This window comes from Vampirovibrionales bacterium, from assembly GCA_016712355.1.
Classification (GTDB): domain Bacteria; phylum Cyanobacteriota; class Vampirovibrionia; order Vampirovibrionales; family Vampirovibrionaceae; genus JADJRF01.
In genome coordinates this window covers 454,706-477,953 of the sequence record JADJRF010000005.1, presented here as the reverse complement: position 1 = coordinate 477,953, position 23,248 = coordinate 454,706, and the positions used below count along the sequence as shown (strand labels likewise).

Here is a 23,248-nt window from a genome sequence, read left to right as displayed (position 1 = left end):
GGCTACGCCCCATCCTCCGCGCGCCGGGCGCTGATATGGGCGGGGCTGGGGTATACTGACTACTAGGTATTATAGTCGATTCTACGGGCGGCGTGGACTTCCAGGCCGTAACGGGGCCGTCATGCCGTTTTCCGCGTTTTCTGTTCTGGCTGTGGCGTCTGTCCCGCCGCCGCCCGCGCACCCGGTCGATTTGCATCCGGCGCTGGCGGGGGTTCGCCAGATGCGGGAATTTCAGCCAAATCCATCGCTTCCTCACTTTCTGGATCGCTGGTTTCCGCAGTGGAAGGGCTGGATTGATGACGCTCTGGCGCGTCTGGGCGATGCGCTGACCTCCATGCTGAGTGAAATTGCGCGATGGTTCGGTAAAACGCTTACGTCGCCAGACACGCAAGCCCTCCATGCCGGGATTCTCACGGCGCTGAAAGGGATTTTTCTGACCATCGCTCTGACGGCCCTACTGATGGGGCTTGTTGTCGGGTTTTCGTGGGCGCGGCGTCGCTATCGCCGCTGGATGGCTGCGCGCGCGCCGCGATTGGCCTCAGGCAGCGAGACGGCTTACACAAGCGCGGCTGCGCACCGGCGAGAGGCTGCGCGTCTGGCCTCTCTGGGACAATTCGAGGCGGGCGTGCGCGAGCTGTATCTGGCCGCTGTGCGTCGACTCGATGAAGTCGGCTGGGCGCCGTACGATGCGAGCCGCACGCGTCTGGAGATTCTGCGCCGTCTGGCGGGCTGTGGCGGCGAGGCGCGCGGGGCGTCGGCGTCTTTTGCCGCTCTGAGCCGGACCTTTGAAGCGGCGCGTTTTGGCGCCCGGGTTCTCAACGCCGAGCGCTTTGACGAATGCCTTGCCCAGAGCGATGCGCTGGAGAAATCGCTCGAAAATACGCTGAAAACCGCCGCGCCCGTCGTCTTGACGCAAGGAGGCGCCTGATGCGTCACCCGCGCTTCTGGCTGTCGTTGACGCTGGTGATCGCAGCGCTGGCGCTGCTGTCGGGTCTTGCGCAACTCGCCAAGGGGCCGCCGCCGGGAGAAGGCGCGAAACAGGATGATCCTTCCGTCTTTAGCGCCCGTCCGCAAGGGGCTTTGGGCTGGCGCGAGGCCATGGCGCGAAGCGGGATGCCTGTGGGCGTGTGGCGTGACGATTTTCAGACGCTCCTGCGACAATCCGCAGAAGCCGGCAGCGATTTGTCTCGCATCGCCTTGGTGATTGTCGCCCCGTCCGGCAGCGCGTTTAGCGCTCCTCACGAACGGGACGCGTCTCGACAAGCGGTGCGCGAGGCGTCTTTTCGCCATCGCCTGATTCGCTGGATCGCCGAAGGGCACACGCTCATCTGGCTGGACAACTTCGCCTCGCTGGCGGATCGCCGCCTGCTGAAGGAAATGACCGGGCTGATCCCGCAACCTGTTGCGCTGGCGCGCGCGTCGCAGGGTACGTCTGACAAAACCGGCCACCAGATGAAACCGGATGCGGCGACGTTTCGACGCGAATTCACGCTATCGACGCCTGCCGATGCGCCTGCGGCCTTAACCCGTTTTGTCGCCGCGCCGGTCCGAACGCGCAGTGCGGCCCGCCTGCAACCGTCGCGTCAGAGCCGTATTCTGTTACGCGATGACGTAGGGCGCGCCGTCATGATGGAGACGCCGCTTGGCAAAGGGCGCGTGATTGTCGCCAGCGCCCCCGATCTGGTCAGCAACCGGTACCTGATGGACACGGGCGCCGATAACTTGCAGTTTATGGCCAATGTCCTGACCCGCGAGGGCAAGCCTGTCTGGATAAACGAGTATGTGCACGGCTATCAGCAAGCGCCCAACCTGCTGAGTTATTACATGCGCACGCCCCTTGCCGGTAGCGCGCGCCTCTTGCTCCTGCTCGCGCTCCTGGGCCTGTGGGCCGCTGCGCGTCCGTGGCGTCCCGTGCGAATGCCGGATGCGCGCGCGTCAGCCGCCGAACGGGCGTTCGCCGATTCGCTGGCCTGGCATTACCGTAAGACGCAATCGCCTGAGCTGGCGCTGGGACCTCAGATCCGCGCGCTTGCTCAGGTTCTGCGCGCGCGTTATCGTCTGGACATGCGCGCGCTCGAGGACGAGAATGCCATTATGGCGGTTTTCGATGCGTTAGCGCGTCCCGCCGCGCCGCGCCTGCTCGCGACGTTGCGCGCCATCGGGCCCGACTCGCCGCCCATGCCGGGCAAGACGCTGCTCGGATTGTCCCAGCAAATCAGCCGCCTACAGGAGACCCTTGACCATGGACCCCGCTTCCGCCGCGACGTCGCTTGAATCGCTGGGCCGTCGCCTGATAGAGGGCCTCTGCGGGCAGGTTTACGGCCAGCGCGAGGTGATTGAATCACTGGCTGTGGGGCTGATCTGCGGCGGGCACTTGTTGCTGGAAGGCCCGCCCGGCACCGCGAAAACCACGCTGGTCAAGCGCCTGTCAGAGTTGTCCGGCGCGGGGTTCCGTCGTATTCAGTTAACGCCGGACATGCTGCCTGCCGAAATCGTCGGCGCGAGCGTGTATGACCTCAATAGCCGCGCGTTTCGCTTTAGTCCCGGGCCCGTGTTCACCGATCTGCTGCTGGCCGACGAAATCAATCGCACGCCGCCTAAAACGCAATCCGCTCTGCTCGAAGCGATGGAAGAGCGTCAGGTCACCGTCGATGGCGAACGCCATGCGCTTTCTCCCCTGTTTACGGTGATGGCGACGCTCAATCCCATTGAATTTGAGGGGACGTATCCGCTGCCCGAGGCCCAGCTCGATCGCTTCATGATGAAGATCCGCATCGACTACCCGCCGATGGAAGCCGAGCGTCGCATGCTGGAATCCGCAGCAGGCCTTAACGAAGACGCCGCCGGGCGCTCCGCGTCAGGCGAGCCGCTCGCCGCGCAGACATCGCCCGAGGAGATCATGGCCTGTCGGCGCGCTCTAAGCGCGATTCGCGTCGATGGCCAGATCATGGACTATCTCTTGCAGATCTTACATGATACGCGTCGCAATCCGGCGCTGGATCTCGGATGCAGTCCGCGCGCCGCGCTGGCCCTGATGAGCGCCGCCCGCGCCTTTGCCGCCTTGTCCGGCGACGACTTTGTGACTCCCGATCACGTCAAGGTCGCCGCTCCTGCGGTGATGCGCCATCGCCTGATTTTAAGCGCGCAGGCCGAGCTTGACGGCCTTACCGCAGACGACATTGTGCGTCAAACCCTGGGGAAAATCCCTGCGCCCAAGTGAGCGCGCGGCGGCGTTAGGCTGTGAAAAAGCGGCCTGGACGAGAGTCTGTGATGGTGAAGGGAATGCCCTTAGGGCCTAAAGCGTCGACGCGTCTCATCGTGGAGCCGAGTTTTGTACTATAAGGTTTATTAGCGATTATTGTCACAGAGCCGCCTGATTGAAGAGCATCCGTTCTGGTCACGATATTGGTACCTTGTCTTATGACTTCTTCGATTACCTTTGGGTCAATTTTCAATTGGCGGCCTGCGACAACGGCGTCATCGCGAACAGCGCCGAAGCGGGCGGGGGGTATCATCATGGTCCATGGCTCCTGAAGGGTGGGGGCTAAAAAGACACGCGCTTTTTTTGAATAAACGCCCTGATACTGAAAAAATGCGCCTTGCGCAAGGACATCACTTCAGACGCGCATGGCTTGCGGTACAATAGACGCACGCCAGACTCACCCCATTGCAACCGCAGGAAACGCCCGCATGTACCGCAAGCTGCTGCCCCTGTTGAATCGCTTTGTGATGTTGCGCCAGGGCCCGCTGGGCCAGTGCTACGTCGGACGCCTGCTGAGCGTCGAGCCCGAGTCCGTTGAGATCGAGACCTATCATCCCGATGGGTCGCGCGCGGCCTGCTGGGTGATTCTGCTGGCCACGGTGACGGAATTTCTAAGCGACTCCAAACAACTGGATACGCTGGCCCTTCGCGTCAAATGGGCGAATTCTCCCGAACTGGCCGAACCGGCGGCGGATGCGCCCGTCGAACCCATGGCCTCAACGCCGCTTCCAGAATAAGCCCCTGCGCGGCGCAGGTTTTTATTGAGAATTATTCTCCATTGTTCCCTCAAAATACCGCGCCTAGAGGATTTTTAAAACGCCCTTCGGCTCTGCTGCACGGCCTGAGAGCGTTTTTTTGCAAATAAGCCGGGAGGAGGGCTTTCAAATCCGGGGGGGCTGATGTAGAATACCTCAAACTTGCACTCCCCTAGATGCTGAATCCCACCCGCGCATGCGGACGGACGCTGTGGCAGTGTTTTTGGGAAATCTCATAGAAACGCTTACATTGAGCCGGAGAAAGGAACGTCACGGATGGGTTTCGGATCGTTTGTCCTGATGCTGCACAGCCATCTGCCCTACTACCGCAAGGCAGGTATGTGGCCCTTCGGCGAAGAAAACCTCTACGAATGCATGGCGGAAACCTATCTGCCCCTGCTCAATATGCTGCAAGACCTGCTTGAAGAGGGCGTGAAGGCCAATATCACCGTGGGTATTACGCCCATTCTCGCTGAGCAGTTGGCGGATCCGCATCTGCAGGAAGGCTTTGTCCAGTATCTGTCCGTACGGCTGAAGGCGGCGCAAGAAGACTGCGCGCGCTATCCCAACCATTACACGCCGCATTCGCAGCATCTGGCGTTTCTCGCGAATTTCTACGTCGATTGGTATCAACAGAGTCTGGACGCCTTCGAAAAACGCTACGGCCGCGACGTCATCGGCGCGTTCCGCAAGCTGCAGGACGCGGGCGCCATTGACATCACTACCTCCGGCGCAACCCACGGCTTTACGCCTTTGCTGGGCGAAAAGGCCAGCGCCAATGCCCAGTTTAAAGTGGGCTCTGAAGCCTATAAGCGCCTGTTCGGGCGCGCCCCGCGCGGCTGCTGGCTGCCGGAATGCGCCTACATGCCTGCGCAACGCTATCTGGATCCCGTCACAGGCGAGCCCGTTGTGCGCCCTTCCACCGACGCCTACCTGTACGAGAACAACCTCAAGTACTTCTTTACCGAGTATCACGCCATTGAAGGCGCGAAAACCTCGGTCGAGCGGCGCGTCTTCGGGATTTACGGCAACATTGAGTATATTCCCGTCTCGCATATCAAGCCGACCGGGCTGAGTACCTATGACGCCTACTGGATGAAGGATTATCCGGTGGCGGTGATGGGGCGTAACGATCGCGCGAGTTTTCAGGTGTGGTCGGCGGCGCACGGCTATCCCGGCGACGGCCTCTACCGCGAGTTTCACAAGAAAGATGACATCTCCGGCCTGCACTATTGGCGTCTGACCGGCAAAGACTGCGATCTGGGCAACAAGATGCTCTATGATCCGGTGCTGGCCTTCCGTCAGGTGGAATCTCAGGCCGAGCACTTCGTCAATCTGTGCTATCACCTGCTCAAAGACAATTACGAGGCCACCCAAGAGCAAGGCCTGCTGATGGTGTCGTTTGATACCGAGTTGTTTGGTCACTGGTGGTTTGAAGGCGTGGCCTGGCTGAAAGCCGTCATCCGGCGTATGAACAAAGTCGAGGGCGTCGCCGTTCAGTCGGCGGGCGACTACATCGAGACGAATCCGCCGAAACAGGCCATCGTGCTGCCTGAAAGCACCTGGGGACAAGGCGGACACTACTGGGTGTGGCGTAACCCCAATACAGACTGGATGTGGCCGATTATTCACGATGCCGAAGCCCGCTATAAAGGCGTGGTGGATCGCTATCGCGACGGCGCCAACCCGTTGGAAACGCGCGTGCTGAATCAGGCCTTCCGTGAGCTGCTGTTGCTGGAAAGCAGCGACTGGCCATTTCTGGTCACGACGTTCCAGGCCAAGGACTACGCCGAAGAGCGCTTTCAGGAGCATGTCTCCAACTTCAACCGCCTCTGTTCCATGCTCAGCGAAGGGCAGGTGGACGAAGCCGAACTGCAACGGCAGGAAGAGAAAGACAATCCCTTTGCCGATATCGACTACCGCTGGTATGCCGAGCCGGTCAAGAGCTGTCAAATCACCGCCGATGCGATTAGCGCCAACGGATAACGCTTGCGGGCGCGGCCTTAGCGGCGCTTGACGCGGATGGCGACGCTTTCAAAGTCGGGCAAACCCTCAAAACTGCCGGACCTGCTGGCGTTTGACGCGGATGTGCTGGCCGAACGACCGGCAATCGCGTGGCTGGCCGGGATCGACGAAGTGGGGCGCGGCAGTTGCATGGGCCCTGTGGTGGCGGCTGCGGTGCTGGTCCCGCGCGCCATGGCGACTGCCGGGGACAAGCGCTGGGCGAGCGCGTCGGAACTGGCGGCGTTGGATGACTCCAAAAAACTTGCGCCGGACTGCCGCGAGCGTCTGAGCGGTATTCTGCGCGCGCAGACTATTTGGGGGGTGGGCGAAGCCAGCGTCGAAGAGATTGCGCGCCTGAACATTGCGCAAGCCTCCCTGCTGGCGGGCGCGCGCGCGCTGGCGGCGGCCATGGCGGCGATTACGCCTTCTCCACTGGCGGAGGAGGTGTGGGTGTTGATAGACGGGCGCATGCGTTTGCCCGACTGGCCGAAAGAGCGCCAGCAACCGGTGATTCAGGGCGACGGGCGCTCGTTTGCCATTGCGGCCGCCTCGGTCATCGCCAAGCAGGCGCGCGACGCATGGGCGATTCAGGCGGCTTGCGACTACCCGGTTTATGGCTGGGAGCGCAATATGGGCTATCCGACCCCGGCGCACAAGGCGGCATTACTGCGATACGGCCCGACGCCCCTGCACCGCCCGACGTACGAACCTGTCCGGCGCGCCATGGCCGTTTTACCATGTCGGCTTGATTGATTTGACCGGCCGTTGGCACGTGTCGGTCACGGTGGCCTCAGACGGTAACACGATGAATCCGGGGCCATCATTGGGTTGCAGGTGATGGCCGCCGCTGCTCGCGCTGCGAATGCTCCAATAATCGCCGCAATAGCGGATTTCTGCCTTGTTGAAAGGGCTTTTCTCAGCGCTAACCTCACCTAAGGCAAAACTGGAACGCGCGCGCTGAGCCGGCTTTTGGATAAAAACGCACTGCCCAGCTTCCAGGTGCGCGATGCTCTGTCGCGGATCGGCTCGACCGGTGTCGGGGGCGGTCGTGTTGGGAATGAGTATGTGGCATTGCCGGGCTGTTTCCATTAGCGGCGATCTCCTGCGGTTGGGGAGGACGTCGGTTTTGAGGCGCAGTACGCTGCATCGCGGGTGATGTCGAGCTGACCCAGCTCGGGCGCGCGAAGCGTTAGCGAGGACTCGGTGTCAGCGTGACGATACTGCACCGAGGCTAAATCCTTCTGATGGGCGTTGGTATTGGGATCCCATCTCGTCGCGGGCGAGGCGTTGCGGCTTTCTTCCTGCCATTGATCACACAGACGAATGGGCGTGGAGGACCCGCCAGGGTTTTTGATTTCGACTGTATAGATTGCCGGAAACGCGATTGCGTCGCTTGGACCAATCGGAGGTTTGATCGACTCTAATGTGATTTCAGGCCCATTGGGGTGCGCCTCTTTTAGCTTCTGGAGTATTTCTTCGCGGGCTTGCGATTGAATGGCGGCCTGTAGCGCCAGACGCTCTGTTTTTGCTTCAGAGGACAGGTGAACAGGCGCCGTGATCTGGATGGCGCGGACGTCCGATGGCGGGCCGCCTTCTTCTTGCAGCGCGCCGTTGCGTCCTGACAAGAAGACGTAAGACTTAATAGCGCCGCCTTGCGGCGTGATGATCCTTTCGGTTCCCATTCCCATAATCCCCCGATTTTTGAAACGGCTCTTGTGGTGGCGATGGTTTGTGAGGTCTCTGCGTGACAGGCCTCGCATTTTCAGGGCTTGCGGCCCGATTCGAATGAGACGCGTACCCGGCGGCCTCCCGCGCGCCCGTGAACCCCCGACGGCCCCTTGAGCGCCTCAGGCGCGCTATCAGCATGAAAACACTGACGTTGTTTTTTAAACGCTAGGATCTTAATTTTGAAACAAATCGTTACCGCAGCGCGCCGGCGGGTTGGCGGGCGCTGGATTCGGACTCGGCGAGGGCGGCGACTTCCTCAGGGCTCAAGGCGTCGGCCAGCGAGGCGTCGCCCTGATAGGCCTTTAACAGCTCGCGCTCAAAGAACGCCAGCGCCTGATCCTCGGTTTCCAGCCGCGCAACCTTGGTCTCACCTTTAAAGACGAAGTAATTGCCGCGCCCGCCCGCAATACCGATATCCGCATGGCCGCATTCGCCGGGGCCGTTGACGAAACATCCCATAACAGCGACAGTCAGCGCGCGCTCGCCGTATTGGCGGTCGTAACGGGCGATCATACCTTCTACGCGGCGCGTGAGGCCGTGTAAATCAATCTCGCAGCGGCCGCACGACGGGCAGCTGACCAGATTAGAGCCTTCCTGACGCAGGCCCAGACCGCGCAGCAGCTCGTGACCGGCGAAGACTTCTTCGATGGAATCGGCTGTTAATGAGATGCGCAGCGTGTCGCCAATACCATCCGCCAGCAGCATACCCAGCGCCAGAGCGCTTTTAACCAGTCCGCGCGCCGGCGTCCCTGCTTCGGTGACGCCCAGATGCAGCGCGTAAGGCGTTTGATGCGCCAGTCGGCGATACGCTTCTACGGTCTGCATCGGATCGCTGGATTTGACGGAGATCTTGATGGCGTCAAAATCCTCGTCTTCCAGCAAGCGGACGTTATAGAGGGCGCTTTCCACCAGTTGGGTGGTCACGTCGTCGGGATACTTGGCCTTGATGGGCTTTTCAACCGAGCCGCTGTTGACGCCAATGCGAATGGGCAACCCCCGTTCGCGCGCCTTGCAGACGACCTGGCGGATGAAATCGCGCCCGCCGATGTTGCCCGGATTGATACGCAGCCCATGAACCCCATGATCGGCGGCCAGCAAGGCCAGACGGTAATCGAAGTGAATATCGGCGATCACCGGGATCGGCGAGGCGGGGACAATGCGCGTGAGGGCGTCGGCGGCCTCGCGGTCGGGAACCGCCAGGCGAATGACATCGCAACCCGCATCCGCCAGCCGGCGAATCTGCGAGATGCTTTCGGCCACGTCACGGGTGTCATTGACCAGCATCGACTGGACTGAAATCGGCGCGTCGCCGCCAATGGCCAGAGGGCCGACGTAAATTTTGCGCGAAACGCGGCGCGCGCGCACCGGCGTCGGGGAGCTCATGACGAAACTCCTGAACCGCCTGCGCCTGCGGCGTCCCACTCGGTCGGCGAGTAGGTGGTGAGCGACAGGGCATGAATGGCGTGCGCCATTTCGTCGGCCAGCGCGCGATGCGTCAACCGGTGGCGATCCAGCGCGCCGACGCCCTCAAAACGCGACGAAACGATCGTCACGCCCAGATGGGCGCGACCGGCCGAGGCGGGGTGTCCGGCGTGTTCGGGGGTGTGGTCGATAATCTCAACCCGCGACGCGTCCAGGGCGTCGATGAGCTTGCGTTGCAGGGCGGTCAGATCCATCAGAAACGGCTCTCGCGTTAGGGATTGTGACGGGGCGGCAACCGAATGGGCCCGGAGGGGGCCGATTTAGGGGTCAGCGTGTCTACTATGCGTTAATTTGCGAGCTATTGTACCAACAAGCCGCCGGTCGCGCCATAAAAACGCCCAACGGGATGTCTTCCCGCTGGGCGCGTGTGATAGTCGGCAGAGTTTCAGTTTGTGAGTGAGGTTGATGGGTTAAAAGCGGCTGACGGGGCCTTTCGCCTTACCTTACATATTGAGATGCTCGTGCGAGCGGGTGGGTGAGAACAGGTCCATCATGAATTCCCAGGCGCGCTCGATAGGCGAGGCCGCCATGCGATAAAGCCGCCCGAGAAATCCGCCGCGATTATCCACCGGCTGAGTGTCGGCCGGTGGCATGGTGTGAACGAATTGATCAGATTCAAGCGGCGCAAACGGATTATGAGCCATGACCACAGGCGCGACTGCCCCCGCCCATGGCGGCGGGTTCGCATCCAGCCGGATGCCGCCCAAGTCCTGGGTATAAGGCGCAGCTGCGCTATGGCCGAAGCGAATCTCGCCCAAGCCATTGGAGCCAAACACAGGTCGCATGGCCAATCACCTCGCGATTGCCCGGCAGATCCCGTCTTCTCTTACGTAGGCGGTTCCGTCGTCTTCTGCCCCGACGCTGGGCCGGTTGCCGCGCAGGACGGGCAACAGGTGGCGTGGGGAATCTCTTTTCCCGATATTGTGATGTAAAAACTGGATTTAAATGCGGACAAACGCCTTGACGAGTCGCCTGAAATGGCGCTGGCGTCAGGGAACTACCGGGTCTTTACCCTAGCCTCATTGTAGCGTATCGCGCCGGATTTGTCTGCATTGCGTCGAAGGACGCCGGTGGCGAATCAATATCGCGGCCTCCTGCCCGCGCGCTTGTCTGCGCTTCTGTGATCGTCTCTGTACAATAGCAAAACGTCACATTTGTAACATTACGCCTCCTGACTACGCCCAACGGCTAGTCGTCTCTCCGCGCAATGGGGAGCATCTCGCGCAGATGCAGCAGGCGAGAGATTGAAAAGCCGCTACAATAAACAACAGGAGGGATCTCATGAGCCTGACGCCTGCCCCCAATGAGCCCATTCTGCCGCTGGCGGCCATTCAGCAAACCAAGAGCCGCATTCGCGAAATCCTGTATGGGGCCGATTTATATCGCTATAAAGGACGCGTCACCAAGCTGATGGGCCTGACGGTCGAGGCCAGCCTGCCCAAGCTTAAGATTGGCGACTTGTGCTTTATCGAAACCATCGACGGCGAACCAAAAGCCGCCGAAGTTGTCGCCTTTAAGGGCGATGTGGCGCAGATGTTGCTGCTCTACGACGGTAAAGGCATCTCACAAGGCAGTTGGGTGACCACTACCGGGCGGCCGATTCATGTGCCGGTGGGTAATTTTTTGCTGGGGCGGCTGGTCTCGCCGCTGTGCGAACCGCTTGACGGGCGTCCGCTGGATGCTTCGCTGGCCAATATCATTACTGTCGATGCGGAACCGCCTAACCCGATGGATCGTCCGGTCATCAAGCATAAATTTTCGACCGGGGTGCGGGCGATCGATTCGTTGCTGACCATGGGGGCAGGCCAGCGCATGGGTCTGTTCGCCGGGTCCGGGGTCGGCAAGTCCACGCTGATGGGCATGATTGCCCGTAACTCGGAATCCGACGTTAACGTGGTGGCGCTGATTGGCGAGCGGGGCCGTGAGGTGAAGGAATTTATCGAAAACAGCCTGGGCGAAGAAGGCCTCAAGCGCTCGGTGCTGGTGTGCGCCACCGGCGATCAGCCGCCCCTGATGCGGATGAAATGTCTGCAAACGGCCACCGCCATCGCCGAGTATTTTCGGGATCAGGGCAACAAGGTGTTCATGATGGCCGATACCGTTACCCGCGCCGCCATGTCAGGGCGTGAAGTGGGGCTGGCCATCGGCGAGCCGCCCACGATGAAAGGCTATCCGCCATCGATTTTCTCGTGGCTGCAAAAGGTGCTGGAGCGATCCGGGACGACTGAGCACGGCTCGATCACGGCGCTTTACACGGTTCTGGTGGAAGGCGATGATATTAACGACCCGGTGTGCGACACGGTGCGCGGCATTATCGACGGCCACATCATGCTGTCGCGTAAAATCGCTGGGATGAAACACTTTCCTGCTATCGATATTCTTAACAGCGTCAGCCGTCTGGCCAGCGAGATTTCAGATCCCGAGCACAAGGAAGCTGCGCGTAAAATGCAGACGCTGCTGTCGATTTATATGGACGCCAAAGACTTGATCGACGTCGGCGCCTACGAGCGCGGCCACAATACCAAGATCGATCTGGCGCTGGACCATATGGACGCCATCAATGGCTTTTTGCGGCAGTCGACCGATGAGCTGGTGGCCATTGACCAGACCATTGGCGAACTCAAGCGCCTGATGGCGGGCGTGGCGATCTGACGCTGGGCTTACGGCCTCCTACGGATTTTTGAGCGCCGCTTGCAGAGCGGGAGCGATGGCGAACAGGTCGCCGACAACGCCAAAATCCGCGATTTTGAAAATAGGCGCCTGTGGGTCGCGGTTAATAGCGACAATCACGCGACTGTCGCGCATCCCGGCCAGATGCTGTAAGGCCCCTGACACGCCCAGCGCCAGATACAGGCGCGGCCGCACGTTGACGCCGGTTTGACCGACCTGCTCGCGGTGCGGGCGCCAGCCCGCATCCACTACGGCGCGGGAAGCCCCGATAGCTGCGCCCAGCGCATCTGCCAGCGGTTCAACTACTTGGGCGAACTGCTCGGCCGATTGCAATCCCCGGCCTCCGCTGACGATTCGTTCGGCGCTCTGAAGGCTGGGACGCGCGCCGCTGACGCTTTCGCGCGCCAGCAATCGGGCGCTGGGCGCGGGGATGTCGTCGATCTCAAGCGCACAGGCGCGATGCCCGGCGGCGGCTGAAGCGTCCTGTGCCGAAGCAGGCTCAACTGAAGAAGAGGGCTCAAATGCGCCTGTGCGCGCCAAGACGAGCGTTGGCGCGACGTCTTGCGAGGAGAAGGCGTACTCTTGCCGATACGATTCGCCAAGACATGGCGTGGCTAAAATGGCCCCGCCGTCTGCCGTCGCCGTGACGTCGCTGACGTTGGCCAGCAGCCGGATGTTGGCAAGAATCGCCGCGCGCGTCAGAGCTTGCGCCCATAAGCCCTCATGCGCCGCCAGCGTCCAGCGCGGGGCGTGCTGGGCCAACAGGGGGGCAAGAGCTTTCGCCAGGCCCGCTGTGTGGAAAATCGCGTCCGGCGTTTGGCTTTGGGCGTCTCTTTCGGATGGGTCGGGGGAGACGCTGGGGGGCAGGGCAATGGTCAGGATGGCGCTGGCGCCCGCCTCGCCCAATTGCGTTGCAAGCGACTCAACGTCGGCGTCCGACGCTTGCGGCGGTCTCATGACGACTGCGACAATACTCTGAGAAGTCCCTGAGGCAAGCGTGCGCGCAGGCGTCATCAGGGTCAGCGCGGCGCGCGGGTCAAAGACATCGGCCATTACCCAGATTTTGTGGCGCGCAACGTCATCAGTGCCGGAAATCAACGGCTGTTTCCTCCCTGAAAAATTAGGCTACAGGATTTTTTCCGCCTTGAGAAACGCTTTAATGCGGGCGGCGGCCTCGTGCGGGTCCTCGCCAATAATTGTCACGCCGGGGGCTTTGGCTGCGCGCGCGCGCAGGGTCGCCTGAGGCAGTTGTGATGCCAAATCGGCGGGGTTCAGGCCCGCCTCTGAAGCGTTGATCAGGCGAATCGGCGTCTTGTTAGCGCGCATCACGCCCTTGATATTGGCTGTGCGCAGATCATGATCACCCTTGATGAAGGCCACGACCGCAGGCAGCGCTTGCTCCCAGGTTTCCAGCGCCCCGCGCGTCTGGCGCGTCAGGTGTGCGGAATTTTCCTGAGGGTTCAACGTCAGGGCTTTGCAGGCGTCCATAAAGCCAAAGTTGAGCGTCTGGGCGACCATCGCGGCGGTCACGCCCTGGGCGGCGTCCAACGACAGATTCCCGCACAGAATGAGCATGGTTTCGGGAGCGATGGCGGTGACGACAGCCGCCAGCGCGCGCGCGATGCCTGCGCTATCCGCTTGCGTCAAAGCGGGATCGCACAACAGGGTTACGTCATCAGCGCCGACTGCCAGGGTTTTTTTGAGCGTTTCGCGCGCGTTCTCAGCCCCGGCGGCAATCACTGACACGCGGGCTTTTGAGACGCCTTCGCCGTTTAATCCCAGCGAGTCTTTCATGCGCAAGGCCGCTTCCAGCGCGTACTCGTCATAAGGATTCAGCGCCCAGTCGACGCCGTCGACCGGCATACGTCCCGACGTCAGGCTCTCGGCGCGGAGCCGGGCCGGATCGACGACCGGCTTGACGAAAACGACGATGTGCATAGCGTGCTTCGCCTCGAGCTCTCTCGCTTACGCCCTTTACTTTAAGGGATTTTTACATCCCGCGCAAGACGGGCGTTTTGGGCATAATAGCGCCATGTTCTGCTATCTGCACGCGCCATTCTGTCGTTCGCGGTGTATTTACTGCGATTTCTACGTCACGCTGGATAAATACGCGGGCGAGTCAGGTCATACGGCCTTTATGGACGCTGCCTTGCATGAGCTGGCCTTGCGCGTTGCGTCCCTGTCGTCGCCGCTGACTTGCTGGGAGAGCTTGTATGCCGGAGGCGGTACGCCTTCTCTTTTAAAAGCCAGTCATTTCGACCGGCTGCTGGGGGCCATGCGCGCCTATGCGTCTTTTTCGGCGCGAGCCGAACTCACGCTGGAAATTAACCCGGATGCCCTGGGCGATGAGCCGCGTCGCTATCGCGAAGTGGGGTTTAATCGCGTCAGCGTGGGGGTTCAGAGCTTTGATGATGATTTGCTTCGGCGTTTGAGCCGTATCCATAGTGCCCAGCAGGCAAAAGACGTTATCGAGGCCTTGGCAGAATCAGGCTTTGACAATATTTCGCTGGACCTGATGTACGCCTTGCCGGGCCAAAGCCTGGATCAGTGGGCGCAGACGCTGGAGACGGCGACGACGCTGCCCGTCACGCACCTGTCTGCTTATGGGCTGAAGATAGAAGATGGGACGCCTCTGGCGCGATTGGCGCAGACGCCGCGTTACGCCGCGCCGGATGACGATCTCAGCGCTGAGATGTATGCCATTGCGGTCGATTTTTTACAGGCGCGTGGGTTTGCGCGTTATGAAATCAGCAATTTCGCGCGTCCCGGCTTTGAATCCGCCCATAACCGCAATTACTGGCGTCAAGGCGACTGGCTGGCGCTGGGCCCTGGCGCCTGCGGGTCGCTCGGCGAGACGCGTTACGAGACGGCGCGCGATCTGGCCCGTTGGCAAGCCGCGCCGCTAACAGGAGCGCTTCAGGCGATTACGCCTTCAGAAGCGCTGGAAAATGCCTTGATTTTTGGTTTGCGTATGGGTGAAGGCGTCTCATTGCCTGCGCTGGCCGAAAAATTTGGCGCGACTGCGCTTAAAACCGTGCTGGCGCGACTGGAGCCGCATCGCGCGCGCGGTTGGCTGCAAGAGTCAGACGGTCGCTTGACGCTGGCCCCGCAGGCCTTTGCGTTGAGCAATGCGATTCTGGCGGATATTTTGCCGAGCGATGATTGATTGCGCAATCACTGATAAACCGACTATCGGTCGGGATTGCGCGGACGATCGCTGAGTTTGATGCGCGCCTGAAGGGGTTTTCCGTTACGCAGGGTGTTCAGCGTAATGGTGTCGCCGGGATGGCAAGCCTCGATCGCTTCCATGAACCGTGAGGCGTTGTCGACCGGGCGCCCGTTCAGCGAGACAATTACGTCACCGCCCGTTAAAATACGTCGATCGCCGATTTTCACCGTGTCTCGCCCGCCCTTCAGCCCGGCTAAATCGGCGGGACTTCCGCGCCGGACGCTTTTAATCAGCAACCCTTTGCTGACTGTCAGATGCAATCGTCTGGCCAGCGTGGGCGTGAGCGCATCGGCTATCTTGACGCCCAGAAACGGCGGCTTGAATCGCCCGTAACGGCGTAAATCGCTGGCCACCCGCAGGGCGACGTTAATTGGAATCGCAAAATTCACGCCGTCGTTGCCGCCTGAGGCGCTGACGCCGGCGGTATTGACGCCAATCAGCCGCGCCTGCCCGTCGACGAGCGCGCCGCCTGAGTTGCCCGGATTAATGGCGACGTCGGTCTGAATAAAATTATTGAGCAATCTGCGATCAGACGGCGAGTTGGCCAGCCGGCGGTAGACGCTGCTGACGACGCCGGACGTAAAACTGTTGCGCAGGCCGTAGGGACTGCCCAGCGCGTAGACGGATTCGCCTTCTCGCACGCTGGCCGAATCGCGGATGGAAATGGGCGTGAGCCGTCTGTCGCCTTTGGTTGCCGCAATACTGAGCAGCGCGACGTCGTGGCTGAGGCTCTTGCCAATGAGTTTGGCGCCATAACGGGATCCGTCGTTCAGGGTGACCCAAAACTTCTGGCAGTATTTGCCCACCACGTGCGCGTTGGTCAGGATATCGCCGTTGGCGCTGAGGGTGATGCCCGATCCTTCGCCTTCGTACGGCAGGCCGAGCGCCGTATCGCATTTGACCTGAATATTGACCACCGAAGGGCTGACTTTGGCGAAAATCTGGGGAGGGCTCAGCGGACGGGGCGCTTCGCCGTCGCCGGGCGTTGCGCCTGGCGCGCTGGTCAGCGTCAGCGCGAGGAGCGCTCCCGCTGCGCAGAACGCGCGCTGGTTTCGTAAACCTTTTGACACGAGGGCTGACGCTTTCCGACGCTTTGGCGACAATAAGGGGGCGTCGCATGGTGACGGATCCATTCAGGTGTATTATGACGCTCGACTCTCCCTCGCCGATACCCTCCGCTCAGAGGATTCCGCCGCCCACAGGCGGGATTTTCAGGCGTGCCGCCGAGCGCGCGCGCGAATACGCCGAGCTGGTGAAATTTGAGCATACGGTATTCGCCCTGCCCTTTGCGCTGGCGGCGATGTTGCTGGCGGCTGCGCCGGGACGCTGGCCGTCTGCGTTGACGCTGACTTGGGTGTTGCTGGCGATGGCGGGCGGCCGCACGTTTGCGATGGCGGCCAACCGGCTGATTGATGCGCAATTCGACGCGCAGAATCCGAGAACGAGCGATCGCGCTATTCCCGCCGGGCGGGTGGCGCGCTGGGAGGCTTTTGCCTTAATTGGCGCCAGTCTGCTGGCATTTTTGATAGCCGTCTGGCAACTGCCTGAAATCTGCCAGCGTCTGGCGCCGCTCGCCTTGCTGATTCTGGCGGGATATTCGTACATGAAGCGCATTTCCAGCGCTGCGCATCTGGTGCTGGGGCTGGCGTTGGGCGCATCCGCTATCGGTGGCTGGCTGGCGGTGAGCGGCGAATGGTCATGGCTTGCGCTGACGTTTGGCGCTGCGGTGACTTTTTGGGTGGCGGGATTTGATATCATTTATGCCTGCCTCGATGAAGCCTTCGATCGTCGGGTCGGTCTTCATAGTCTGCCCGCCTGGCTGGGCGCCGCAACGGCGCTCAAACTGAGCGCGACTTTTCACGGACTATCACTCGCCTTAATGGCCGCGTTTGCCGCGCTGTATCCCCATACCGGCGCCGCTTTCTGGGCGGCGATTGCGTTGATGGGCGCGTTACTGGCGTATCAACATCGGCTGGTAGGTCCCGGACGTCTGGAACGCGTCAATGAAGCCTTTTTTGTCGTGAACGGGCGCATCAGCGCAGCCATTTTTCTGGCTGTTCTGCTCGATAAGCTGGGATTGGCCCGATAAGCGCCGGCTTGTCCGTAAGTAAGAAGGAAACGTCATGGCTGCCCCTCCTAACACGGTTCGACTGGTTTCGTGGAACGTCAACGGGTTTCGCGCTGTCGTCAAAAAAGGCTTCTGGGACTGGCTGGAGGCGGAACAGCCCGATATTGTGGGTCTTCAGGAAACCAAAATCAGCAGCGACCAGCTCACGTTGGATCTGGCGCAGCGCGAAGGCTATCATCTTTACTGGAGCCATGCGGAAAAGCGCGGCTACAGCGGCGTCGCCATCCTCAGTAAGCAGGAACCCCTGTCGGTGCGCGAAGGCCTGGGGATTCCGCAGTTTGACAGCGAAGGGCGCGTATTAATTGCGGAATATCCTGACTTTGTTTTCTACAACATTTACTATCCAAACGGTCAACGCGGCGAAGAGCGTCTGCGCTATAAACTGGCGTTCTACGACGCCTTTCTGGCCCATGCCGACGCTATGAGAGCGCAAGGCAAATCGCTGGTCATTGGCGGCGATTACAATACGGCGCATAAAGAAATCGATCTGGCCCGGCCCAAGGCCAACGAAACTGTCTCGGGCTTTTTGCCCATTGAACGCGCGTGGCTCGACAGGCTCGTGGCTCATGGCTACGTCGATACCTTTCGCGAACGCTGCGACGCGCCGCATCGCTACTCGTGGTGGAATATGCGCACCCGCGCGCGCGAGCGCAACGTGGGCTGGCGCATTGATTATTTCTTCGTCTCTGACGATGCGCGCGCGCGTATTGTCGAGGCGGAGATTCACGACCAGATTGAGGGCTCCGACCATTGTCCCATTTCCCTGACGCTGGCCTTGGCGGGCGATTCGCGATGAGCGCCTCGCTCCCCATTGACGACGCTGGCGCCGCGCGTTACGCTCGCTCGCAGAGTAATTCCTGAGACAATTGGCCCATGGCTGCCGCCCGCGTAAAACCCGCTCCGCCCTATGCCATTTCGCGCCTGAATCGGTGGGCGTTTCCGGCGTTTGGCGCCGCAATGCTCTTCGCCTTGGCTTTTATCAGCGCGGCCATTTTGCTGAATCACCTGCGCATCGCCGAAGAGGTTAATACGGCACCGACCCGGCGCATTCAGGATCTGGTCGCCTTGCTCACCCAGGCCGAAGCGCGTCAGGAAAGCCTCACGCGAGAGATTCAGCAACTGCGTGACCGCCTGGCGGCCCTCAATGAGCCGGCCAACGCTGACGCCTTGTCCATTCATTCGTCAGCGGCGCGTCCGCGCGACCGTGAATACCAGCAACTCCTGCGTCAGGCCGGTTTTACCGAGATGGAAGGTCCCGGCATCGTCGTCACCCTGAAGGAAGCCGCCCCCAGTTCGGACGCACTGGGTCGCGCTGTGGCGCAGAATCGTATTCAGAGCGATGACCTGCTCAAGCTCCTCAATGATCTGCGCGCGGCAGGGGCCCAAGCCATTTCGGTCAACGGCCAGCGGCTGGTGACGACATCGGCGGTGGTGAACGCCGGGCCTGCCATTTTGATCAATCAGACGCGAATCAGCAGTCCGATTGAGATTCACGCGCTGGGTAACCGTGAAGCCTTGCGCGGGGCGCTGGAAATTCGCGGCGGGACGTTGGAATATCTCAAATTTTTTGGGATTCAAGCCACGCTGCGTACGGAGCGGCGCCTGAAAACGCCGCCTTACGCGGCGGATGTCAGCGGGGTCTGATCTGTGGAATCGGGCGCGCGCATGCGCGCGGGAAATTAAAAATTATTAATATTTGCGGGCGGATGCGCAATTCCCTCCTTAAAAATGTTTTTATTTTTTAAGAAGTCGTTAACCCCTGCGTTAAGAGAGCGCCCCAAGAAGTCCGCGTCCCCCGCCAGAAAGCGAGAGTACGATTATGGGTTTTGCAGCAAGTCAAGCGCGATATCTGATCCTTACCGCCCGCAAGAGCGACCTGGAGTTGCAAGGCCAGTTTATCAACCAGGCCCGGATGCAGTTGGCGAACATCACCGGTTCGCTGTTCTCCATCAGCGCCAACCTGGAGCCCGAATCGCCGCAAGCGATGGCCCTGCAGGCCCGCATCGCGTCTATTCAGGCCATGGATAAGGCTTTGGAATTGCAGTTGCGTCGCGTCGACACCCAGCGCGATGCGGTGCAGACTGAAATCGACGCCGTTCGTAAGGTCATCGGGAAGAACATCGCCTCGACGTTTAAAACTTTCTCGTAATTCTGATACGCTGAAGCGTGTGAGAAAGCCTTTATCGTCGACGAAAGCGATGCGTTAACGTGCCCCGCCCCGTGACGACGTCTCCTACCGCGCGCGCGCTCGGCCAGCAGGGCGAGGACGCGGCCGCGCATTATCTGGAAAGCTGCGGTTATGAATTAATCGCCCGGAATTGGCGTTATGGCCGTTTGGGCGAGATTGATGCGGTTGCGCTCCTGTCGAGCGCCGCCGTGCTGGCGTTTGTAGAAGTGAAGACCCGCCGTGCAGCCTCTGCTGAAACGCCTTTTGACGCGGTGACGCCGCAAAAGCGCCGCACGTTGACGCGTCTGGCTCTGGCTTTTTTGGCGGAACATCCGCAATATCAGGCGTATTCGCTTCGTTTTGACGTGATTGCCGCGCTGGCCGAACGCGGCGGCCTCCGGCTGTATCATCTGCCCAACGCGTTTGAGGCGTTTGAGTTCGACTTGTAAGCGGTATGCCCCCCTAAAAGGGCTGAATCCGACGAGAAGGGGTCACCAGTGGGGTCGATTGCACGGGCTTTTCGGGTCGCTCGATTGCGCGCGACTGGCTTTCTTGCGCGATATGGCGCTTACGACGCGAGGCGCGACGCAGCCGTCGCATCATCCGAAGCGGCCACGAGGAGGGATCGGCCGGGGGCGCGGCGCGCTCTGGCTGCGGGCGACTGACAAAGGACGCCAGAGCAGCTTCTTCTGCAAAGAAAAACAGGGGCGGCGGCAACGCTGTTCGCCCGGGCTGGAACTGGTCGGCGCGCAGAATCGGAAGCGGAGGGGCCGCGGCAGCCGATTGCGAGGTGTCTGGCGATTGGGGCGGGGCGGCTATTCTTGCGATGACCCTGCCAACGGCCAAAACCCCCGGCTTGAGACGTCGCCAGAAGGGCAGGACGGTTTTACGATAGGCGCGCCGTAAGGCCAGCACCGGCAACAACAACAATAGCTGAGTGCTGTGCGCCCAGACGGTCGCCGTGCGATTAAAGGCACGCCAAAACTTGCCAAAGCCTTTCGCTGACACTGAAACCCGACTCCTTGCGCCCGATTGAACAGGCGTTTCAAGCGCCACACGTTTGCGCTAATGGAATTAAAAGCCTGTCAAGCGGATTATAACAAAACGCATGGAAAAGGGAATGCCTTTACGTCTATTTTATCCAACTGTTAAGAGCTGAAAACCCTTTTATAGAAAGGATATCCGCCGGATGTCTCAACGAAATCCCGGCCTTTGAGGTAAAATAAGCCCGGAGCGTCTGGGTATTACGGGCGCGCAACCAGACCCGCGCGTGCCATGCTCAATTGCCCAGTCCCCTGACCGTTCCCTTTGACCGCCTCCCCGCAAAGGATTCTTCCTGTGACGCCGCTAGACGCCGTTTCTCCCGCTGATTCTCAGGCCCCTTTGCTGCTGCGGGCTTTGGCGCGAGAACCTTTGGCGCGTCCGCCTGTGTGGTTGATGCGACAGGCCGGGCGTTATATGGATGAGTATCAGGCTATTCGCAGCCGGGTAGATTTTCTGACGCTTTGTAAGACGCCGGAACTGGCGGCAGAAGTATCGCTTCAGCCCCTGCGCGCCTTTGACGTCGATGCCGTGATTATGTTTTGCGACATCTTAATCCCGTGTGAAGCCATGGGCATGACCCTGCATTTTGGCGATGGCGGTCCGCGTTTTGAGACGCCTGTGCGCTCGGCGGCAGACGTAGCGCGATTAGCCATTCCCGATCCGCACGCCCGTATGGGATTTGTGGGCGATCTGCTGCGACTGCTGCGTCACGAACTGCGCCAGCAGCCCCAGACGGCGCTCATCGGTTTTGCAGGCGCGCCCTGGACACTGGCCGCCTACATGATTGAAGGCGGCGGCTCGCGGCATTTTATGCATCTGAAACAGATGCTCTATAACGAGCCGGCCGTGTTACGGCAACTGCTCGACAAGCTTAGCGAGACAATTATCGCCTATCTTGGCGCCCAAATCGAGGCGGGCGCCCAAGCCGTTCAGTTATTCGACACCTGGGCCGGGATTGTCGATGCGCCGACGTATCGCGCATTTATTCAACCGTCTGTCGCGCGTATTGTCGAGGCCATTGGCGACAAAGCGCCGGTGACGCTGTACGTCAACGGCTCGCCGCATCTGCTGGAAGCTATGGCGCAAACCGGGGTCGATTGCGTCAGCGTCGACTGGTTGACGCCGTTGAGCGACGCGCGGGCCCGGCTGGGACCGAATCTGGCGCTACAGGGGAATCTGGACCCTGTCGCCCTGCTGGCAGGTCCTGACGTGGTGCGCGGCCTGGCGCTGGAGTTATTGTCAGAAGGCGGCGCACGCGGCTTTATTGCCAATGTGGGCCATGGGCTGTTACCGCAAACGCCCCGAGAGAACGTCCGCCTGCTGGTCGACACCATTCGTGACAGCGCGCGGTTATTGGCCACAGGCGCAAGCCATGGCGTTTAATTCGCCGTCGGCTGCGCTGCTGCGCCGCTACGACGCCAGCGGGCCGCGTTATACGAGTTATCCGACTGCGCCGATGTGGACAGAGTCTTTTGACGCGGCGGACTTTGAGGCGCATATCCGCCAGAGCAACGCGCCGGATTCGCCGGATTATACCGGAACGCTGTCGCTATATACGCATTTGCCGTTTTGCGAGCATCGTTGCCTTTTTTGCAGTTGTAATGTCATCGTCACGCGCCAGCGCGATCAGGCTGAGCGCTATCTGGGTTACTTGTTTCGCGAGATCGACCAGCTGGCGGCGTTGATAGCGCCGGATCGACCGGTAGTTCAATTGCATTGGGGCGGCGGGACGCCGACGTATCTGTCGAGCGATCAAATGCGGCGCTTGTTTCAGCGAATCGCCAGCCGTTTTTCGCTGGCGCCTGAGGCGGAAATCAGTCTCGAAATCGATCCGTGCGTTACGACCTGTGAACAGCTCGATACGCTGCGCGAACTGGGCTTTAATCGCGTCAGTCTGGGCGTGCAGGATTTCAATCCGCAGACGCAGCAAGCCGTCGAGCGGATACAGACCGTCGACGAAACCGGCGCCCTGATATCGCATGCGCGCGCGCTGGGTTTTGGCGGGGTGAATATTGATTTAATCTACGGCTTGCCTCATCAGAGCGTGGACACCATGGATCGTACGCTCAGCGAAGTGCTGGCGTTGGCCCCTGATCGGCTGGCGCTGTATAACTTCGCGTATGTGCCCTGGATCAGCCCGCATCAGAACAAAATCCCGGTTGAAAGCCTGCCGTCGGGCGACGTGAAATTTGAGATTCTGGCGCACGCGGTCGCCCGGCTGACAGAGGCGGGCTATGAATCTATTGGCATGGATCATTTCGCCCGCCCGCAAGACGAACTTGCGGTGGCGCGGCGCGAAGGAACCCTGTCGCGCAATTTTATGGGCTATACCACCAAAGCTGGAGACGGCTGCGATCTCTACGGCATGGGCGTCAGTGCCATTAGCGGGTTGAGCGGGGCGTATGCGCAAAACGTTAAAAAACTGTCAGCATATTATGAGGCGGTCGACGCCGGGCGCCTGCCTGCGCATCGCGGGTGTCGACTCAGCGACGAAGACCGGCTGAGGCGTTGGACAATTAATCGGATTCTGTGTCTGGGGCGGCTGGATTTTGCTGAGATGGCCCGTCGCTTCAATGTTTCGGCGTCGATGCATTTCGCCGACGCGCTGGCCGCCTTGGCCCCGATGGCTGAGGACGGCCTGCTGCTGCTGGACTCGGATGGACTGACCCTGACGCCTTTGGGTCGCTTGTTCAGCCGCAATGTCGCCATGCCGTTTGACGCCTATTTGCGCGAACAGACCCTGAACGCGCAACGACCGACGTTCTCGAGGACGCTTTAG

General features: G+C 60.7%; 25 protein-coding genes. 15 read left to right on the top strand and 10 right to left on the bottom strand.

The window, feature by feature from the left end; genetic code table 11:
* Positions 1-121: 121 nt before the first annotated feature.
* Genes IPK79_03645 through IPK79_03635 form a run of 3 tightly spaced genes read left to right on the top strand, consistent with a single transcriptional unit; the run spans position 122 to position 3,220 of the window.
* The gene (locus tag IPK79_03645) at positions 122-928 is read left to right on the top strand and encodes a DUF4129 domain-containing protein (GenBank protein MBK8189522.1); all 807 of its coding nucleotides are present in this window, start codon (positions 122-124) and stop codon (positions 926-928) included.
* Positions 928-2,274: a hypothetical protein gene (locus tag IPK79_03640; protein MBK8189521.1), complete on the top strand. Its 1,347-nt coding sequence runs from the start codon at positions 928-930 to the stop codon at positions 2,272-2,274. The genes IPK79_03645 and IPK79_03640 overlap by 1 nt, the downstream gene beginning before the upstream one ends.
* The gene (locus IPK79_03635) at positions 2,243-3,220 is read left to right on the top strand and encodes a MoxR family ATPase (protein ID MBK8189520.1); all 978 of its coding nucleotides are present in this window, start codon (positions 2,243-2,245) and stop codon (positions 3,218-3,220) included. Before IPK79_03640 ends, IPK79_03635 begins: the two co-directional genes overlap by 32 nt.
* A 13-nt stretch (positions 3,221-3,233) precedes the next feature.
* Here IPK79_03635 and IPK79_03630 read toward each other — a convergent pair whose 3' ends face one another.
* Complete coding sequence (locus IPK79_03630) at positions 3,234-3,518, bottom strand: hypothetical protein (protein MBK8189519.1); 285 nt, start codon at positions 3,516-3,518, stop codon at positions 3,234-3,236.
* Positions 3,519-3,690: 172 nt separating this feature from the next.
* Here IPK79_03630 and IPK79_03625 point away from each other — a divergent pair, with 172 nt between their 5' ends.
* From IPK79_03625 to IPK79_03615, 3 genes are all read left to right on the top strand, one after another.
* Positions 3,691-3,999 (top strand): hypothetical protein, encoded by a 309-nt coding sequence (locus IPK79_03625; protein MBK8189518.1) that lies wholly within the window; start codon positions 3,691-3,693, stop codon positions 3,997-3,999.
* Between the two features lie 294 nt (positions 4,000-4,293).
* Entirely contained in the window at positions 4,294-6,003 is a 1,710-nt protein-coding gene (locus tag IPK79_03620) for a DUF1957 domain-containing protein (protein ID MBK8189517.1), read from the top strand.
* A gap of 36 nt (positions 6,004-6,039) precedes the next feature.
* Positions 6,040-6,774, top strand: coding sequence for a ribonuclease HII (locus IPK79_03615; GenBank protein MBK8189516.1), 735 nt, complete (start codon positions 6,040-6,042; stop codon positions 6,772-6,774).
* Here IPK79_03615 and IPK79_03610 read toward each other — a convergent pair.
* The 5 genes from IPK79_03610 to IPK79_03590 all read right to left on the bottom strand — a co-directional run bounded on the left by IPK79_03610 (position 6,754) and on the right by IPK79_03590 (position 10,016).
* Positions 6,754-7,110 (bottom strand): hypothetical protein, encoded by a 357-nt coding sequence (locus IPK79_03610; protein MBK8189515.1) that lies wholly within the window; start codon positions 7,108-7,110, stop codon positions 6,754-6,756. The genes IPK79_03615 and IPK79_03610 overlap by 21 nt on opposite strands.
* Entirely contained in the window at positions 7,110-7,703 is a 594-nt protein-coding gene (locus IPK79_03605; protein ID MBK8189514.1) for a hypothetical protein, read from the bottom strand. The genes IPK79_03610 and IPK79_03605 overlap by 1 nt, the downstream gene beginning before the upstream one ends.
* A 238-nt stretch (positions 7,704-7,941) precedes the next feature.
* Positions 7,942-9,132 (bottom strand): flavodoxin-dependent (E)-4-hydroxy-3-methylbut-2-enyl-diphosphate synthase, encoded by a 1,191-nt coding sequence (gene ispG / locus IPK79_03600; GenBank protein MBK8189513.1) that lies wholly within the window; start codon positions 9,130-9,132, stop codon positions 7,942-7,944.
* Positions 9,129-9,425, bottom strand: a complete 297-nt coding sequence (locus IPK79_03595; protein MBK8189512.1) for a BolA family transcriptional regulator — start codon at positions 9,423-9,425, stop codon at positions 9,129-9,131. Before IPK79_03595 ends, ispG begins: the two co-directional genes overlap by 4 nt.
* Positions 9,426-9,674: 249 nt before the next feature.
* Entirely contained in the window at positions 9,675-10,016 is a 342-nt protein-coding gene (locus IPK79_03590; protein ID MBK8189511.1) for a hypothetical protein, read from the bottom strand.
* A gap of 496 nt (positions 10,017-10,512) precedes the next feature.
* Here IPK79_03590 and IPK79_03585 point away from each other — a divergent pair, with 496 nt between their 5' ends.
* Positions 10,513-11,883 (top strand): FliI/YscN family ATPase, encoded by a 1,371-nt coding sequence (locus IPK79_03585; GenBank protein MBK8189510.1) that lies wholly within the window; start codon positions 10,513-10,515, stop codon positions 11,881-11,883.
* A gap of 18 nt (positions 11,884-11,901) precedes the next feature.
* Here the strand turns inward: IPK79_03585 and IPK79_03580 are convergent, their stop codons facing one another.
* The gene (locus IPK79_03580) at positions 11,902-12,858 is read right to left on the bottom strand and encodes an electron transfer flavoprotein subunit alpha/FixB family protein (GenBank protein MBK8189509.1); all 957 of its coding nucleotides are present in this window, start codon (positions 12,856-12,858) and stop codon (positions 11,902-11,904) included.
* Positions 12,859-13,026: 168 nt separating this feature from the next.
* Positions 13,027-13,839: an electron transfer flavoprotein subunit beta/FixA family protein gene (locus IPK79_03575; GenBank protein ID MBK8189508.1), complete on the bottom strand. Its 813-nt coding sequence runs from the start codon at positions 13,837-13,839 to the stop codon at positions 13,027-13,029.
* 94 nt (positions 13,840-13,933) lie between these two features.
* Here IPK79_03575 and hemW point away from each other — a divergent pair, with 94 nt between their 5' ends.
* Positions 13,934-15,067: a radical SAM family heme chaperone HemW gene (gene hemW, locus IPK79_03570; GenBank protein MBK8189507.1), complete on the top strand. Its 1,134-nt coding sequence runs from the start codon at positions 13,934-13,936 to the stop codon at positions 15,065-15,067.
* A 23-nt stretch (positions 15,068-15,090) separates the two neighbouring features.
* Here hemW and IPK79_03565 read toward each other — a convergent pair whose 3' ends face one another.
* Entirely contained in the window at positions 15,091-16,200 is a 1,110-nt protein-coding gene (locus IPK79_03565) for a trypsin-like peptidase domain-containing protein (GenBank protein MBK8189506.1), read from the bottom strand.
* Positions 16,201-16,274: 74 nt separating this feature from the next.
* Between IPK79_03565 and IPK79_03560 the strand changes: the two genes are divergently transcribed.
* From IPK79_03560 to IPK79_03540, 5 genes are all read left to right on the top strand, one after another.
* On the top strand, positions 16,275-17,219 hold the full coding sequence (locus IPK79_03560; protein ID MBK8189505.1) for a UbiA family prenyltransferase: 945 nt from the start codon (positions 16,275-16,277) through the stop codon (positions 17,217-17,219).
* Positions 17,220-17,253: 34 nt separating this feature from the next.
* Positions 17,254-18,054: an exodeoxyribonuclease III gene (xth, locus tag IPK79_03555; protein ID MBK8189504.1), complete on the top strand. Its 801-nt coding sequence runs from the start codon at positions 17,254-17,256 to the stop codon at positions 18,052-18,054.
* Positions 18,055-18,131: 77 nt separating this feature from the next.
* Complete coding sequence (locus tag IPK79_03550; GenBank protein ID MBK8189503.1) at positions 18,132-18,902, top strand: DUF881 domain-containing protein; 771 nt, start codon at positions 18,132-18,134, stop codon at positions 18,900-18,902.
* Positions 18,903-19,077: 175 nt separating this feature from the next.
* Positions 19,078-19,407, top strand: coding sequence for a hypothetical protein (locus tag IPK79_03545; protein ID MBK8189502.1), 330 nt, complete (start codon positions 19,078-19,080; stop codon positions 19,405-19,407).
* A gap of 59 nt (positions 19,408-19,466) precedes the next feature.
* Positions 19,467-19,874, top strand: coding sequence for a YraN family protein (locus tag IPK79_03540; GenBank protein ID MBK8189501.1), 408 nt, complete (start codon positions 19,467-19,469; stop codon positions 19,872-19,874).
* Positions 19,875-19,887: 13 nt separating this feature from the next.
* On the opposite strand, the gene IPK79_03535 is transcribed toward IPK79_03540, so the two are convergent.
* Positions 19,888-20,433 (bottom strand): hypothetical protein, encoded by a 546-nt coding sequence (locus IPK79_03535; protein MBK8189500.1) that lies wholly within the window; start codon positions 20,431-20,433, stop codon positions 19,888-19,890.
* A gap of 375 nt (positions 20,434-20,808) precedes the next feature.
* Here IPK79_03535 and hemE point away from each other — a divergent pair, with 375 nt between their 5' ends.
* The gene (gene hemE, locus IPK79_03530; protein ID MBK8189499.1) at positions 20,809-21,852 is read left to right on the top strand and encodes a uroporphyrinogen decarboxylase; all 1,044 of its coding nucleotides are present in this window, start codon (positions 20,809-20,811) and stop codon (positions 21,850-21,852) included.
* Positions 21,842-23,248, top strand: coding sequence for an oxygen-independent coproporphyrinogen III oxidase (gene hemN, locus IPK79_03525; GenBank protein ID MBK8189498.1), 1,407 nt, complete (start codon positions 21,842-21,844; stop codon positions 23,246-23,248). Before hemE ends, hemN begins: the two co-directional genes overlap by 11 nt.

Excerpts from the sequence above, each read along its gene's own strand:
- IPK79_03645 (MBK8189522.1), top strand. The coding sequence starts at position 122 with ATGCCGTTTTCCGCGTTTTCTGTTCTGGCTGTGGCGTCTGTCCCGCCG.
- IPK79_03640 (MBK8189521.1), top strand. The coding sequence starts at position 928 with ATGCGTCACCCGCGCTTCTGGCTGTCGTTGACGCTGGTGATCGCAGCG.
- IPK79_03635 (MBK8189520.1), top strand. The coding sequence starts at position 2,243 with ATGGACCCCGCTTCCGCCGCGACGTCGCTTGAATCGCTGGGCCGTCGC.
- IPK79_03630 (MBK8189519.1), bottom strand. The coding sequence starts at position 3,518 with ATGATGATACCCCCCGCCCGCTTCGGCGCTGTTCGCGATGACGCCGTT.
- IPK79_03625 (MBK8189518.1), top strand. The coding sequence starts at position 3,691 with ATGTACCGCAAGCTGCTGCCCCTGTTGAATCGCTTTGTGATGTTGCGC.
- IPK79_03620 (MBK8189517.1), top strand. The coding sequence starts at position 4,294 with ATGGGTTTCGGATCGTTTGTCCTGATGCTGCACAGCCATCTGCCCTAC.
- IPK79_03615 (MBK8189516.1), top strand. The coding sequence starts at position 6,040 with ATGGCGACGCTTTCAAAGTCGGGCAAACCCTCAAAACTGCCGGACCTG.
- IPK79_03610 (MBK8189515.1), bottom strand. The coding sequence starts at position 7,110 with ATGGAAACAGCCCGGCAATGCCACATACTCATTCCCAACACGACCGCC.
- IPK79_03605 (MBK8189514.1), bottom strand. The coding sequence starts at position 7,703 with ATGGGAACCGAAAGGATCATCACGCCGCAAGGCGGCGCTATTAAGTCT.
- ispG (MBK8189513.1), bottom strand. The coding sequence starts at position 9,132 with ATGAGCTCCCCGACGCCGGTGCGCGCGCGCCGCGTTTCGCGCAAAATT.
- IPK79_03595 (MBK8189512.1), bottom strand. The coding sequence starts at position 9,425 with ATGGATCTGACCGCCCTGCAACGCAAGCTCATCGACGCCCTGGACGCG.
- IPK79_03590 (MBK8189511.1), bottom strand. The coding sequence starts at position 10,016 with ATGCGACCTGTGTTTGGCTCCAATGGCTTGGGCGAGATTCGCTTCGGC.
- IPK79_03585 (MBK8189510.1), top strand. The coding sequence starts at position 10,513 with ATGAGCCTGACGCCTGCCCCCAATGAGCCCATTCTGCCGCTGGCGGCC.
- IPK79_03580 (MBK8189509.1), bottom strand. The coding sequence starts at position 12,858 with ATGAGACCGCCGCAAGCGTCGGACGCCGACGTTGAGTCGCTTGCAACG.
- IPK79_03575 (MBK8189508.1), bottom strand. The coding sequence starts at position 13,839 with ATGCACATCGTCGTTTTCGTCAAGCCGGTCGTCGATCCGGCCCGGCTC.
- hemW (MBK8189507.1), top strand. The coding sequence starts at position 13,934 with ATGTTCTGCTATCTGCACGCGCCATTCTGTCGTTCGCGGTGTATTTAC.
- IPK79_03560 (MBK8189505.1), top strand. The coding sequence starts at position 16,275 with ATGACGCTCGACTCTCCCTCGCCGATACCCTCCGCTCAGAGGATTCCG.
- xth (MBK8189504.1), top strand. The coding sequence starts at position 17,254 with ATGGCTGCCCCTCCTAACACGGTTCGACTGGTTTCGTGGAACGTCAAC.
- IPK79_03550 (MBK8189503.1), top strand. The coding sequence starts at position 18,132 with ATGGCTGCCGCCCGCGTAAAACCCGCTCCGCCCTATGCCATTTCGCGC.
- IPK79_03545 (MBK8189502.1), top strand. The coding sequence starts at position 19,078 with ATGGGTTTTGCAGCAAGTCAAGCGCGATATCTGATCCTTACCGCCCGC.
- hemN (MBK8189498.1), top strand. The coding sequence starts at position 21,842 with ATGGCGTTTAATTCGCCGTCGGCTGCGCTGCTGCGCCGCTACGACGCC.